This window comes from Halopseudomonas pelagia CL-AP6, from assembly GCF_000410875.1.
GTDB lineage: Bacteria > Pseudomonadota > Gammaproteobacteria > Pseudomonadales > Pseudomonadaceae > Halopseudomonas > Halopseudomonas pelagia.
The window spans coordinates 222,601-237,215 of sequence record NZ_AROI01000002.1; the positions used below are offsets into that span (position 1 = coordinate 222,601).

Annotated in this window: 12 protein-coding genes and 1 pseudogene; 8 read left to right on the forward strand and 5 right to left on the reverse strand. The window is 58.1% G+C overall.

Translation table 11 applies throughout. From position 1 onward, the window contains the following. Positions 1 to 26 precede the first annotated feature (26 nt). Together rpmB and rpmG are read left to right on the forward strand one after the other, a co-directional pair. Positions 27 to 263: a 50S ribosomal protein L28 gene (gene rpmB / locus K787_RS0101235; protein ID WP_022960959.1), complete on the forward strand. Its 237-nt coding sequence runs from the start codon at positions 27 to 29 to the stop codon at positions 261 to 263. Positions 264 to 274: 11 nt separating this feature from the next. Beyond that, positions 275 to 430, forward strand: coding sequence for a 50S ribosomal protein L33 (gene rpmG, locus K787_RS0101240; protein WP_022960960.1), 156 nt, complete (start codon positions 275 to 277; stop codon positions 428 to 430). A gap of 84 nt (positions 431 to 514) precedes the next feature. On the opposite strand, the gene K787_RS0101245 is transcribed toward rpmG, so the two are convergent. Both K787_RS0101245 and desA read right to left on the reverse strand, forming a co-directional pair. Further along, positions 515 to 1,411, reverse strand: a complete 897-nt coding sequence (locus K787_RS0101245) for a peptidoglycan DD-metalloendopeptidase family protein (RefSeq protein ID WP_022960961.1) — start codon at positions 1,409 to 1,411, stop codon at positions 515 to 517. Between the two features lie 93 nt (positions 1,412 to 1,504). After that, positions 1,505 to 2,698 (reverse strand): delta-9 fatty acid desaturase DesA, encoded by a 1,194-nt coding sequence (gene desA / locus K787_RS0101250; protein ID WP_022960962.1) that lies wholly within the window; start codon positions 2,696 to 2,698, stop codon positions 1,505 to 1,507. 144 nt (positions 2,699 to 2,842) lie between these two features. Here desA and K787_RS0101255 point away from each other — a divergent pair, with 144 nt between their 5' ends. Both K787_RS0101255 and K787_RS0101260 read left to right on the forward strand, forming a co-directional pair. Continuing rightward, positions 2,843 to 5,122, forward strand: coding sequence for a putative bifunctional diguanylate cyclase/phosphodiesterase (locus K787_RS0101255; protein ID WP_022960963.1), 2,280 nt, complete (start codon positions 2,843 to 2,845; stop codon positions 5,120 to 5,122). 92 nt (positions 5,123 to 5,214) lie between these two features. Then, entirely contained in the window at positions 5,215 to 5,739 is a 525-nt protein-coding gene (locus K787_RS0101260) for a fasciclin domain-containing protein (RefSeq protein ID WP_022960964.1), read from the forward strand. Between the two features lie 116 nt (positions 5,740 to 5,855). Here the strand turns inward: K787_RS0101260 and K787_RS21845 are convergent, their stop codons facing one another. Next, positions 5,856 to 7,148, reverse strand: coding sequence for a mechanosensitive ion channel family protein (locus K787_RS21845; protein WP_022960965.1), 1,293 nt, complete (start codon positions 7,146 to 7,148; stop codon positions 5,856 to 5,858). A gap of 140 nt (positions 7,149 to 7,288) precedes the next feature. Between K787_RS21845 and K787_RS0101270 the strand changes: the two genes are divergently transcribed. Further along, complete coding sequence (locus K787_RS0101270) at positions 7,289 to 7,810, forward strand: ATP-dependent zinc protease family protein (RefSeq protein ID WP_022960966.1); 522 nt, start codon at positions 7,289 to 7,291, stop codon at positions 7,808 to 7,810. Positions 7,811 to 7,877: 67 nt separating this feature from the next. Here the strand turns inward: K787_RS0101270 and K787_RS21850 are convergent. Then, a pseudogene (locus K787_RS21850) lies at positions 7,878 to 10,229 on the reverse strand (membrane-bound PQQ-dependent dehydrogenase, glucose/quinate/shikimate family). Between the two features lie 402 nt (positions 10,230 to 10,631). Here K787_RS21850 and pdhA point away from each other — a divergent pair. Genes pdhA through K787_RS0101290 form a run of 3 tightly spaced genes read left to right on the forward strand, consistent with a single transcriptional unit; the run spans position 10,632 to position 13,826 of the window. Beyond that, positions 10,632 to 11,723 (forward strand): pyruvate dehydrogenase (acetyl-transferring) E1 component subunit alpha, encoded by a 1,092-nt coding sequence (gene pdhA / locus K787_RS0101280; protein ID WP_022960967.1) that lies wholly within the window; start codon positions 10,632 to 10,634, stop codon positions 11,721 to 11,723. Next, positions 11,716 to 12,711: an alpha-ketoacid dehydrogenase subunit beta gene (locus tag K787_RS0101285; protein WP_022960968.1), complete on the forward strand. Its 996-nt coding sequence runs from the start codon at positions 11,716 to 11,718 to the stop codon at positions 12,709 to 12,711. Before pdhA ends, K787_RS0101285 begins: the two co-directional genes overlap by 8 nt. Beyond that, on the forward strand, positions 12,708 to 13,826 hold the full coding sequence (locus K787_RS0101290; RefSeq protein ID WP_022960969.1) for a dihydrolipoamide acetyltransferase family protein: 1,119 nt from the start codon (positions 12,708 to 12,710) through the stop codon (positions 13,824 to 13,826). Before K787_RS0101285 ends, K787_RS0101290 begins: the two co-directional genes overlap by 4 nt. A 103-nt stretch (positions 13,827 to 13,929) precedes the next feature. Here K787_RS0101290 and K787_RS0101295 read toward each other — a convergent pair. Continuing rightward, a partial coding sequence (locus K787_RS0101295; protein WP_306359992.1) for a DUF2931 family protein occupies positions 13,930 to 14,615 on the reverse strand: 686 nt, incomplete at its 5' end.

Genomic DNA, 14,615 nt, shown 5'->3' on the forward strand with positions numbered 1-14,615 from the left:
GGGCAAGTGGTTGGAGAGGGTTAACCATGTCTCGAGTATGTCAGGTGACCGGTAAAGGTCCAGTGACTGGGAACAATGTTTCCCACGCTAATAACAGAACCAAGCGTCGTTTTCTGCCTAACCTGCAGCACCATCGTTTTTGGGTAGAGTCAGAGAAGCGTTTTGTGCGTCTGCGCACGTCCACCAAGGGTATGCGTATTATTGACAAGCGCGGCATTGATGTCGTCCTGTCGGAAATGCGCGCCCGTGGCGAAAAAGTTTAAGGAGCAGTCCCATGCGTGAATTGATTCGTTTGATTTCTTCTGCCGGTACTGGTCACTTTTACACTACCGACAAGAACAAGCGTACTACGCCCGATAAGATCGAAATCAAGAAGTTCGATCCCGTCGTTCGCAAGCACGTGATGTACAAGGAAGGCAAGATCAAATAAGGTCTGCCTCCCACAACAAAAAACCCGCTTCGGCGGGTTTTTTGTTGTCTGGATTTTAGTTTGGTTGGCGTTCAGCTCGTGCGCTCAGGGCTCGCCACCCACCGCGAAGTTAGGCAGCCGACCGACCGCCTGGGTAAAGGTAAACGGAATGGAAATGGTATCCAGGCCGACGTTCTTCTGCACCACAAAATGCAGATGCGGCCCGGTGCTGTTACCCGTGTTGCCAGACTTGCCGAGCATAGTGCCCGTGCTGACACGCTGGCCCTCATGGACCACCACCGAGCGGTGCTTGAGGTGCAGGTATACGCTCATGGTGCCGTCATCATGCAGCAGGCGGACAAAATTACCTGAAGGGTTGGTGCCGCGCCCTGATTGATTGTTTTCGGTTTTTACCACCACACCCGGGCGTGCCGCCACTATAGGCGTGCCTTCTGGCATGGCGATATCGATAGCGTAGCGGCCTTTAGGCCCGGTGTGGCTGTAGCCACCGCCTGGCCCTTGGGTAACGCGGAAGGGGCCGCCTTGCCAGGGTAGAGGGTAATCCTTCAGCACATGTTGCGCCCGTGGGTCACCAACAGCGTGGCGAAGTTTGTAGTTGTAACTGGGCGGGCCGGCACCTGGCTTGGGGGCCAGGGTTACCAGGCGCATCTGCTGGCGCGGCTGCAGAATCCAACGCACCGGCTTGTCGGGCACACCGATCAGGTTCTTTGCCGCGTGGATGCTCAGCTCTACTTCAACGGGGGCAAACAGATCATTATGGACGATCAGAGTTTCGCCACCGGGATGTTTGTTAGTGGTGACGTAAACATCCTTTTCAAAGGTTTCGACCATGGCATCGCGGAACACGAATACCTGAGCGCCTTCGGTTTTTTTATCGGTATAGGTGACCACGCCATTGCTATCGACAAACTTGTAAATCGTCGATGCCAGCAGCGCAGGGCTTACCAGCAGCAGTGCCAGGCCGGTTAAAAAGGTCCGCATCCTTTGCAACCTCATATAATGCGTGGTGGCGAAAAGCCTGAGTCTACCCCTTTGCACGAGCCAAGGCGACTCGCACAAAGAGCTAACTATAGTTCAGCGAGCCATGTTCGGTGAGGGCTGCAGCGAATAGGTGCGCAAGGTAGTGGAAAAGTCCTGCAGCGCCTTGATACCACTGGTTTCTGCCTGGTGACACCATTCGCGCAGCGCCTGCAGCATATCGTGGCCATTGGCACTGGTCCGGCCCCAGATTTGTTGCAGTGCCAGGCGTTTTTCGTAAATTACTTTAAGCGCCTGGCTCTCGGCCAATACCCGCTGTAGCCGTTCTTCGTTTTGACTGTCCAGCAGACTGCTTTCGCGGCTCAGCAAGCGCTTGGCACGGCGAAACTGGTGGCGAACAGACTCGTCAACCCGGTGCATTTCCTGCTGCACCAGCGGCTTGATGACCAGCTTGCGGTATTGCGCCATGATTTGAAAACGGTTGTTCAGAATTGCCATGGCGGTGTCCATATCCAGCGTTTGCTTGCCTTCCACCCGGTGGGCGATGGGCGCGGTGCGACGTACCTTGGCCAGCCCAAGCACGCTGAACAGCCGGATCCACATCCAGCCTATATCGAACTCCCAGTTCTTCACTGACAATTTGGCTGAATTAGGGTAGGTGTGGTGATTGTTATGCAGCTCTTCACCGCCGATCAGAATGCCCCAGGGCATGATATTGGTGGCGGCATCCTTGCATTCGAAATTGCGATAACCCCAGGCGTGGCCCAGGCCGTTGATCACGCCTGCGGCCATCAGCGGAATCCACATCATCTGTACCGCCCATACGGTCATGCCGAGCACGCCAAACAACGCCAGATCAATAATCGCCAGCAGCGTGACGCCGGCAATCGGGAAGCGGCTGTACAGATTGCGCTCGATCCAGTCATCCGGGCAGTTCTTGCCATAGATGCGCAGGGTCTCCTGATTCTTGGCCTCTTCCATATACAGCTCGGCGCCTTTGCGCAGGACTGTGCTCAGGCCCTTGTGTACCGGGCTGTGAGGGTCTTCAGGCGTTTCGCATTTGGCGTGGTGCTTACGGTGGATGGCGGTCCACTCGCGGGTGTTCATGCTGGTGGTGAGCCACAACCAGAAGCGGAAAAAGTGCTGCAGCGCAGGGTGTAACTCGAGCGCTCGATGGGCCGAGTAGCGATGCAGATAAACAGTGACGCTGACGATGGTGATGTGTGTCAGAACCAGAGTCACGGCCAGAATTTGCCAGCCGCTGAGTTGCAGTAAACCTTGATACCACATAGTGCTTCTATACCTCTTTCAGCATTTCCGGAAAAACACCGGATTTTCGATTATGGACCAGCACACAGTGAAATGACACGCTCGTCAGACAATCGGCGAGTGCTATATTGCGTAAAAAGCCTGATCTAACTCAATGAGTAAAGCATGACGTCTAGTCGCAGCGCCTGGCACATCAGCCTTATATACATGGTAGTAGCTACCCTGTGGATATTGTTCAGTGACAATATGTTGCTATGGATGGGTGTGGAAATCCTCACCCAACAGCGCCTGCAGACGCTCAAAGGGCTGTTTTTTGTGGTCGTTACCGGCGTGCTGCTGTTCTATTCAACGCGTCACCATCTGCGCCGCAGGCAGCAGAAGGAACAAGCGTTACGTCACAGCGAAGAACGTTTTGACCTGGCTCTGCTGGGCTCCAATGATGGGGTCTGGGATTGGGATATCGTCTCGGATGAGCTGTACTTTTCCGATCGCTGCAAAGTGATTCTCGGGTACCTGCCCGAATTCAACATGAGTCGGCAGGACACCTGGCTGAAACATCTGCATCCCGAAGATCGGCTATCACTGACGGCTGAGCTGCGCAGGCACCTTCGGGGTGATACCGAGCGCCTGGAGCATGTGCATAGGGTGCGCCGGCGCGATGGTTTTTATGCTTGGGTACAGGCGCGCGGCCAAGTAGTCCGCAACACCCAGGGCAGGGCAATACGGATGGTTGGCATCCTTTGTGATGTAACCCAGCAGAAGGCCGACAACGAACGACTGCAGCAGGCTGCGGTGGTATTCGACAGCACCAATGAAGGCGTGGTGGTCAGCGATAGCCGCAATCGTATTATCAACGTCAACAACGCGTTCTGCCGTATTACCGGCTATGAGCATGACGAGGTAGTGGGGCAAAAACCATCCGTACTGAAGTCCGGCTGGCATGACGAACTCTTCTATCGGGATATGTGGGAAGCGCTGTCGCGCTGCGGCAGTTGGCAGGGTGAAGTCTGGAACCGGCGCAAGAATGGCGAGATTTACCCGCAGTGGCAATCCATTAATACGGTGAAGGACCGTACCGGCAAGCTGACGCATTACGTAGCGGTATTCTCGGATATATCGGTGCTTAAACAGTCGCGCCAGGAGATTGACTTTCTCGCCCATCACGATCCGCTTACCCGCCTGCCCAATAGGCTATTGCTGACCGAGCGGCTTACCAATGCGCTAGTGCGCGCCAAGCGCCGGGAGCAACGGCTGGGTCTCATCTTTATTGATCTGGACCGCTTCAAGACCGTCAATGACAGCTTGGGACATGCTGCAGGCGATGAACTACTGCGTATTGCGGGTGAGCGGATGTTGGGACTGTGCCGCGAGGAAGACACCCTGGCTCGCCTCGGTGGAGACGAATTTGTGATGTTGGTGGAAAACCTCGCAGAAACCGACGACATCACTCCTATTGCGCAGAGACTGCAGCGCGGCTTCGCGCGGCCGTTCGATATCAACGGGCAGCGCATCCATCTGAGTGTCAGCCTGGGCATGAGCATCTTCCCCGAGGATGGTCAGGAAAGTGCAGAGCTGCTGACCAACGCTGATGCCGCCGTCTCCCAAGCCAAATCCAACGGCCGCAATACCTATGCCTTTTACACCCAGGCGCTGACGGAAAAAGCCCGGCGGCAGATGTCCTTGCAATCAGACCTGCACCAGGCCATCAGACAGAAACAATTGCAGGTGTTCTACCAACCTCAAGTGAACATGCTCAGTGGTCAGGTCGTCGCACTGGAAGCGCTGGTGCGGTGGCAGCATCCGCTACGCGGGTTGATCAGCCCCGGAGAGTTTCTGCCAGTCGCCCAGCACGTGGGCTTGTTGATCCCGATAGATGAATATGTTCTCAATCAGGCCTGTCGGAAGATGCGCCAGTGGCTGGATGCGGGCTATCCGCTGAGCTGTGTTGCGGTGAACATGTCAGGGTCCTCGCTGGAGCGCGGGGACGTGCTGAATAAGGTCAAAAAGGCCCTGCTTGAAACTGGATTGCCAGCAGCCTATTTAGAGCTGGAGCTGACCGAAAGCGAAATCATGCAACAAGGCGACCGCTGCATAGAAACGCTAGATGCTCTGCGCGAGTTGGGCGTCAAACTTTCCATTGATGATTTCGGCACCGGTTATTCATCGCTGCTGCGGTTAAAACGGCTGCCGGTCAATACGCTGAAGATCGATCGCGGGTTTATTGTCGACCTGCCTGCCTCAGGTAACGACAGCGCCATCTCCAGAGCCATCATTGCACTGGGTCAAAGCCTGCAGCTGTCCATCGTCGCCGAGGGAATCGAGACTCAGGCGCAGCATGAACTGCTTCGGGATATGAAGTGCGATATAGGTCAGGGCTTTCTGTACAGCCGCCCGCTAGATGCGGCGGCGATTACAGCCTATCTGGATGAGCACTTCAGTCGGTAGGAGTGTAACAGGGATTGTACATCGAGGAATTAATTGTACATAAGCTGTACAAAGGTAATGCAATCCACATAACAGCCTCCTTGGAGAACACTATGTTTGCAATTACTCAAAACCTCACTCAGCGCGTGCGTTACACCTTATTGGCCATGTTCAGCGCCAGCATGCTGGCAGCCGCGCCTGCTTATGCTGACCATCATGGCGACAAAAAAGCCGCAGCAGATATCGTCGATACCGCAGTAGCCGCTGGCAGCTTTGAAACCCTGGTCACTGCCGTACAGGCCGCGGGTCTGGTAGAGACGTTGAAAGGCGAAGGTCCGTTCACCGTCTTTGCGCCCACGGATGAAGCCTTCGCTAAAATCCCCCAGGCGGACCTCGAAGCCTTGTTGGCTGACAGGGAAAAACTGACGCAAGTACTGACCTACCACGTAGTTTCAGGCAAGGTTATGGCCGCTGATGTCATCAGCATGACCAGTGCTGAAACCGTGCAAGGCGGTACGCTGACGATTGATGCTTCGGATGGCGTAAAGGTGAACGACGCTAACGTGACGGCCACTGATATTAAAGTCAGCAATGGCGTGATTCATGTGATCGATACGGTGTTGATGCCGGGTATGTAGCAGCCGGTGCGGTAAATGGGGCAGGCTTCGGCCTGCCTTTTTTATTGGTTTATCTCGTAGTTCCAGTTTCTGGATCAGTTACGCCTACGCTGGACTGGCTTTATCAGGCATCAGTATCACTTCAACAAATTCTCCTCATCCGACGTGCGCAACTCCTCTGCTACTTGCTTATCTATGCTCGTATCGGCCGCAGTATCTACGCTGCTGGCCACCGGTGCGGGGTCGGGTGCGGTGACCGGTGGTGGGGGCGGTGCAGCCTGTTTGTTGTCCAGCAATACGCGGTAGGTGGCTTCAGGCGTGACTATGGCTGCTTGGTCGAAGGCGGCTTTGACGACACGAATTGCTTCGCTGCGGGATTTGGGGAAATCGCTCTTGCGTTGATCGATCCAGGCCAGGAAGCGTAGTTGTACGGTGGTGTCGCCCAATTCCATGATCAGACCCTGGGGTTCCGGGTCATGCAGTATGCCAGGGATGCCGCGTAATGCGTCGATACCCAGTTGGCGGGTCTTGGCAAGGTCGTGATGGGCGAAGATGCTGACATTGAACTCAAACCGTCGTAGCGGATTGCGACTGAAATTGGTCATGGCCGAGGTGATGATTACGCTGTTGGGGATGCGCAGGTGATTGCCGTCACGGGTCATCAGTACCGTATCTCGGGAGGTTAAGCGCATGACCTTGCCGTTGAATGCACCGACTTCGACCTGGTCACCAATCCCGAACGGATTGCGGGCGCTGAGCAGGACTCCGGCGAGATAGTTTTCAACAATATTGCGAAACGCAAAGCCTACGGCAATGCCGGCGATCCCGGCGATACCCAGAATGGCGCCGACCAATGCGGTGGCATCCATCACTTCCAGGGCGATGAGTACGCCGATGCCGGTTAATAGTAACCGCACAATCCGTTTGCCGAGATTGGACGCCAGTTCGGATAGGCCGATGCGTCGCAGCCATGTATCGCGGTTGCCGGCCCATCGTCCTGCAAGGGCGAAACCGATAACGATGGCCAGCGACACCAGGGCAACCGGCAGGGTTTGCAGCGCGCTGGCGCCCATTTCTTTGAATCGGCGCGTCAGCGGTTGAACGCGAGCGGTGATATTCATCTCGTCGTCGAGTCGGTTTTGCACGTACACAACCCCTTCAACGCGGCTGGCAATCTCGCGGATATCCCGTGCTGCACGCGCGTTGCTGACGTCGCCGCTCAGCGTTACCACGCCGGCCTTGACCTGAATGTCCACCGCATCCAGCCCTTCAATCGCTCCGAGCACCTGTGACAGGCGTTGCTGTATGGCTTTGTCCTGGGGTGCGTCGGTCACCCGTATTTCTGCGTCGACGCTGTTGGCTTCCTGACTCTGAGCCAGAGGTATCCAGCTCAGTAAAAGCATAAGGGTGACGAGTAGCTGTTTGATCATCGTCTGGCTCTGTGAGGGTAAGGGTGGCTGCTGCTAACACTATGGTCAGCAGTTTAGAGCAAGACGGCAGGTGAACCTATCGGAACAAAATCGGGCTGACCCCGGTCACACATAGCGAATTGTTATTAAAGAGGTTAAGAATGCGGCTAAAAATACTAACATTGTGCTCCGCCCTGATGTTCGTTTCCGGTGGCGTGCTAGCCAATCAACCCAATGTTTATGGGGTCAGTGAGAAAGCGCTGTTGCCTGAATTGGATATTGAACTGCCGGCGAAATTGGATACCGGTGCGGTCACCGCCTCTTTGAGTGCGCAGAATATCCAGCTATTCAAGCGCGACGGGGAAGACTGGGTGCGTTTCGAGCTGGGGGTTGAAGGTGAAGAGCAGGGCAAGGAGCTGGAATTGCCCGTGGTGCGCATTAGCCAGATCAAGCGTCGCGCCGCTGATATTCCCGAGGGGGAAACCAAGGATTACACCTCTCGCCCGGTGATCGAAATGAAGGTATGCATGGGCGATGTGGAGCAGGATATCGAGGTCAATCTGACTGACCGTACTTCATTCTCCTATCCTTTCCTGATTGGTTCTACCGCGTTGCAGCAGTTTGACGCGATGGTCGATCCCAGCCTCAAGTACTCCGCCGGCAGCCCGGCCTGTAGTTCTTGAGCTGAAGCTGAACGAACTGATCTGACACAGCCGGAGCCTTTGCTCCGGCTGTGTCGTTTCTGGTCACTCAGTTAGCGTTGCCCAGTTTGTAGGCCAGGACATAATCACCGATTGTTGTGCCGACCGAGCCATGCCCACCCGCTACCAACACCACCATCTGCTCGCCCTGGCTATTGAGATAGGTCATGGGCGTGGCTTGGCCACCAGCCGGTATACGTTGCTCCCACAATTGCTCACCATCAGTCACCCGGTAGGCGCGGAAGTAGTCATCAACGGTGGCGGCCAGGAAGGCGACGCCGCCCCGGGTGATGATGGGCCCACCGATACCGGGCACGCCCATCTTGATCTTCAGCGGCAGCGGGGTCATATCGCGGACCGTGCCGTTTTTGTGTTTCCAGTGAATCTCACCGGTACGCAGATCAGCTCCGGCCACATAGCCCCAGGGCGGCTGTTGGCATGGGATGCCCAGTGGCGACAGGAACGGGCCAAGCTCGACTGCATAATCGGCGCCGGCGTTCTCGTTCAGGCCCTGTTCGCCCTGATTGGTGGCGCCGCCCGGGGTATTGCCATTTTCTTTGGCAACCAGGGTAGAGGTAAAGGCCAGGTACAGTGGCATGCCGAACATGATCTGGCGTTCGGGGTCCACGGCTACGCCGCCCCAGTTGAAGACGCCGAAGTTGCCTGGGTACACCAGCGTGCCCTGTTCCGAAGGCGGGGTGTAACGCCCCTCGTACCGCAGTGACTGGAACTGGATACGGCAGACCATTTGATCCACCAGGCTGGCGCCCCACATATCCGCAGCGCGCAGGGGGGCGGGCGCAAAGCTCAGCGCAGACACCGGTTGCGTAGGCGCGGTCCAGTCGCCTGCGACGGTGCCCTGGGGCGCGGGCTCCTCGCCGATGGGTAGCAATGGCTCACCGGTTTCCCGGTTGAGTACATAGACGTCGCCTTGTTTAGTCGGTACTACCAGGCCCGGTTGCAGGCCCTGGGCGGTCTGAATATTCACCAGGCTGGGTTGCGCCGGGGTGTCCATGTCCCACAGGTCGTGGTGCACGAACTGCTGTACCCATTGCGCCTGACCAGTTTCCAGGCTCAGAGCGACGACCGAGCTGGCGTAGCGCTCTTCATCGGGGGTGCGATACATACCCAACTGATCCGGGGTGCGGTTGCCCATCGGGAAATAGATCAGCCCCAGCTCTTCGTCGGCGCTGGCGACCGCCCAGCTGTTCGGTGAGCTGGTGGCGTAGGTATCGCCTTCGGCAATCGGCGCAGTGTCTTGCGGGTTACCTGAATCCCAGTTCCAGCGCAGCTCGCCGGTGCGCGCATCGTAGGCGCGGATCACCCCGGAAGGGGAATTGATATCGTAGTTGTCGTTCACTGCGCCGGCAACAATGATCAGGCCCGCAGCCACCACGGGGGGCGACGTGGAATAGTAATAACCGGCCTGGGTATAGGGCATGTTATGCATCAGATCGAGCACACCGTCTTCGGCGAAATTACTGCAACGTGCGCCAGTGGCAGGATCCATGGCAATCAGCCGTGCGTCCGAGGTGGGCATATACAGCTGCGCGTCACAGGTCATGCTGGCGTGCTATTCTGCAGGCCCGCTGGATGGCGAATCAGCAGATTCCAGAGCGCCGCCCGCCGCTGGCGGCAGGTAGGATACGCCGCGGCAGGTTTGATGCTGGCGCTGGCTTTCGGCAGGCACCCGGGCATCGTAAACCCATTGTTCCTGACCGCTATCGGCATCCAGCGCGATCAGCCAGTTATGCGGCGTGCACAGGTACAGGCTGCCGCCGATCTTCAATGGCGTGGCCTGGTAAGTGGTTTCGGTCACATCTTCTGGCCGCTTTAGGTCGCCGGTCTGATACTGCCAAGCCAGCGTCAGCTCGCCGACGTTGTCGGGCGTGATCTGCTCCAGGGGTGAATAACGTTGGCCGAAATGGCTGCGGCCGTAGCTGGTCCAGTCGCTCTCTGCGACCGGATTGCCCAGATCGGGGTTGGCCACGATAGTGTCGGTATTCAGCTGACCTTCAATACGGTGTGCGTCGTAGGCGAGGCTGGAGACCAGCATCACACCAGTGACAGCCCATACGGCGAACAGGGCCAGTGCGGGGCCGCGCCCCTGTCTGGCAGGCCAGAGCAGCGGGATAGCCAGTAACAGCAGCAAGCCCAGTCGCGTCGCCAGTGGCCACCAGTCATAACCTGATTCCCATAACGCCCAGATGGCAGTGCAGGCCAAGAGCAGGGCATAGAGTAACTGCGCGGCACTTCGGCGCCCGCGCACCAGCATGGCGATGATCACCAGGATGGCGCCTGCCAGACCGTAATACAGGCTGCCACCCAAAATAGCGAGCCAGACGCCCCCCACCAGCAATGCCAACCCAAGCAGTAGCAACAGTAATGATAAAACAATCATGCAGAGCGCCTTATTCCAGGGGGAGCGGACCAAAGCCACACCACGCCGGAAAGTAACCGGCATGACGGTTCGCCCGCTGTCATTGAAGATCAGACGTAAAACAAGGTGTCTGGTTCAACTCAGCTTAGTCGGTATGGCGCCAGCCTGCTGCGCCCATTCTAGAGTGTCGGGTAGGCAGGGTGGCAACGGCCTTGGTTCTTGGGCTGGCAATAGGCTGGTTTTGCCTATACTGGCAATAAGGGCTGGCGCGCCTTAGCGCGTTCGCCGGCATGATGAACTCCGCACAATCTAGCGGGGCGTCAACAGCACGGTCACAAGCCGGCTGAACAACAGGTCGGCTTACAGGCCAGACCGGCACTCACTATCGGCTGCCCACAGGCGCGCCGGTTGAGGAGATAAACCATGTCCGTATCGGTGCAGCTTCCCTATACCCGTTTGATAGATGATCAGGGTCAGCCCCTTGGCGAATTGCCGGGTTGGACCTCAGATACCGATTTGCTCCTGGCCCTGTACAAGAACATGCAGCGCGTGCGCAGTTTCGATCAGAAGTGCGTGGCGCTGCAGCGCACTGGTCAGCTTGGCACCTACGCTTCTACCCTGGGCCAGGAAGCCATTGGCTCGGCGGTAGGCAAAGCAATGAACGCCGAGGATGTGCTCATACCCTATTACCGGGATACCGCTACGCAGCTGCAGCGGGGCGTGGCCATGCACGAAATTCTGCTGTACTGGGGCGGTGACGAGCGCGGTAGTGCCTGGGAAAGCCCGGCTGTGGCCCAGGACTTTCCCATCTGTGTGCCTATTGCTACCCAGGCTTGCCATGCCTGCGGGATTGCCGCCGCCTTTCGGATTCGTCAGCAGCCCCGGGTGGCGGTGACGACCTGCGGCGATGGCGCTACTAGCAAGGGCGACTTTCTCGAAAGCTTGAATCTGGCTGGCGTCTGGCAGTTACCCGTGGTGTTTGTCATCAATAACAACCAGTGGGCGATCTCAGTGCCGCGGAGCCTGCAGTGCGCGGCCCCGACCTTGGCGCACAAGGCGCTAGGCGCCGGTGTACCGGGCGAGCAGGTGGATGGTAATGACGTGCTGGCGGTTTACGATCGGGTCCAGCATGCGATTGAGCGTGCCAGGGCCGGCAAGGGCCCGAGCTTGATTGAATGTGTGAGTTATCGGCTGGGGGATCACACCACCGCTGACGACGCCAGCCGTTACCGCTCTGATGAGGAGCTGAATGCCGCCTGGAAACATGAACCCATTGGGCGTATGCAGCGGTTTTTGCATGCCCGGCAATATTGGGATGAAACGCGGGAGAAGGCCTTGCAGGCCGAGCTGGCCGCCAGCATTAACAAGGCGGTTGAGCGTTATCGGGGTATGCCACCGGCGCAGCCCACGGCTGCATTCGACTATCTGTTTGCGAACCTGCCAGAGCAATATCGGCAGCAACGCGAGCAATTAGGCCGGCGCGTGGCGGCGTTGGCAGGAGACGATCATGAGTGAAGTGAAGAGCTTGTGTATGGTCGAGGCCATCAACCTGGCGCTGCATCGGGCCATGCAGGATGACTCGGAGGTGGTGGTGCTGGGCGAGGATGTGGCGGGCAACGGCGGCGTGTTTCGGGCGACTGTCGGGTTGTATGAGCGCTTTGGCTTTCGCCGGGTGATGGACACGCCGCTGGCGGAAACCCTGATTGCTGGCATCAGCGTCGGTATGGCCGCGCAGGGGCTGAAGCCGGTGGCGGAAATCCAGTTTATGGGCTTTATTTACGCCGGGATGGAACAACTGATTTCCCACGCAGGGCGCTTGCGCAGCCGCACCCGTGGTCGCTTGGCCTGCCCGATGGTGGTGCGCACGCCGCACGGTGCCGGTATTCATGCACCGGAGCATCACGGCGAAACCACCGAGGCGCTGTTTGCCCACATCCCGGGTCTGCGCGTGGTGATCCCGTCTTCGCCACGGCGTGCCTACGGCCTGCTGCTGGCCGCGATTGCCGATCCGGATCCGGTGATTTTCCTGGAGCCAGCGCGTTTGTATCGGTCGGTGCAACAGCCCGTACCCGATGATGGCCAGGCACTGCCGCTGGATACCTGCTTTACCCTGCGCGAAGGCCAGGACCTGACGCTGATCAGTTGGGGCGCGGCGCTGAAGGAAACGCTGGATGCCGCCGTGCTGCTGGCCGATGAGGGTGTGGATGCAGAAGTGATCGATGTCGCCACACTCAAACCACTGGACACCGAGACCTTGATTGCGTCGGTGCGCAAAACCGGCCGCTGCGTCATCGTCCACGAGGCCGCGCGCAGTTTCGGGGTGGGCGCCGAGATTGCGGCGTTGCTGCATGAACAGGCCTGGCAGGCTTTGCGTGCGCCGGTCGGGCGGGTCACTGGATTCGATTGCGTCATTCCCTATGCGCGACAGGAGCTGGCCTATCTGCCGGATGTGCAAAGCATTTGCCAAGCAGCGCGGGCAACCTTGAAGGGGGAGGCCGCATGAAAACCTTCAAACTGCCCGACCTGGGCGAAGGCTTGCAGGAGGCCGAAATCGTCGAGTGGTACGTAAAAGCAGGCGATCAGGTTGAAGTGGACCAATTACTGGTCTCGGTGGAAACCGCCAAGGCCATAGTCGAGGTGCCCTCACCCCAGGCCGGTGTGCTGGCGCGTTGTTTCGGCCAGCCGGGTGATCCCGTGCATGTCGGCGAGCCGCTGGTGACCTTTGACGGCGAGGCCGATGACAGCGGCACTGTGGTTGGCAATTTAGCTCGTGCTGATGCCGGGGCGGGCCTGGCAGCGGAAGAATTTCATATCGGCATGTCGCCGTCCACGCGCGATTTCCAGCCTGCCAGGGCGACGCCCTCGTTACGTCGCCTGGCCCAGCAACTGGATGTGGATCTGTCGCGCCTGCATGCCACGACCCCCTCGGGTCTGATCCGCGAGGAAGATGTGCGCCGCGCTGCAGATCCGGTCATGCCAGGGGCGGGCGAAGCACTGCGCAGCGTGCGTCGGACCATGGCCAAGAATATGGCCCGCGCGCATGCTGAGGTGGTGCCGGTGATGCTGGTGGAGGATGCCGATCTGCATGCCTGGACCGCGCCAGTGCGTGACCCAATGATCCGGCTGGTGCGTGCCATTGGCATTGCCTGCGCTGCGCAACCGGCTTTGAATGCCGGGTTTGATGGCAGGCGGCTGACGCTGCAACGCCAGGACAAGATTGACCTGGGCGTGGCTGTGGATACGCCGGATGGTTTGTTTGTGCCGGTGCTGCGCGATATCGCCGGGCGTGATCCCGCGGATCTGCGCGCAGGCCTGGCGCAACTGCGCGCGGATGTGGCCAAACGCTCAATACCGCCCAGGGAACTGATGGGCGCGACTATCACTCTGTCCAACTTCGGCACCTTGTTCGGGCGTTACGCCAACCCGATCGTGATGCCACCGCAAGTGGCGATTATCGGTGCCGGCACGCTGCGCGAGGAGCCAGTGGCGTGGGAAGGTCAGGTAGTCATTCATCCGATTTTGCCCCTCTCATTGACCTTTGATCACCGTGCGGTAACCGGGGGCGAAGCGGCGCGTTTTCTCAAGGCGCTGGTGTCGGATTTGCAGTTGGCGGAGTGAAATACCTGTTGCTGGGACAAGCTTGCTCGCCGCCGGAACTGAGTAGCAGACCAAGCGATTTGATTCCGGGCGGCTGTCGATAGGTTGGTCTCAAAGGGTTTTTCTACCAGCTGTCATACGGAATGTCGTGGCTATCAACGTAAGCTTTCGCTTCAGGTGAAAGAGGTCGATGTTTGCCATTGGATGTGCCGTTGTATGGGCCCTCTGGATGAATCTTGCCAACAAAGCGTCCAATCTCGATAGGCTCAAGGCAACCGCCGGTTAACCAGGCTTTGGCGATACCTCCAGGAGCGAGGCCTAGGGTAATGGCGTCGCGGTATTTGATGTCATCCGCTCCGCGCCAAGCGCAGAATACTTCTCTCGGTTTAAGCATTTCTTCACGCACCCAAGCAGGAATGTTTATCCGGACATGGTAGGTCTGTGGCTCCACCAGGGACTGCCAGCGTACAAAAACTATTTCTGGCAGATCGACATTGGTTATCGGCATGATTTTTCCTGAGCCTGGGCGTTCTGGCCAACCCCTGGGATCGCCCGCGTTGTTCGGTGGATTCTGAATCGATGTTATGCCGCCATGGACGTTGTAATAAGCTAGGCCGCGCTGGTCCAACACATCGACACTTTCTACCCACACTTCCATATAGTTCGGCGCCAGCATGCCAATGCTCCAGCGGTCATAGGGCAGCTTGGGTGGGGGCGGATTCAGCAGGTCGCGGGCGCAGGCACTGAGGCTGAGCAGCAGCCCGAGCAGCAGACAAAGCGACTTCATTCTGGGTAACCTTTTTGTGGCTG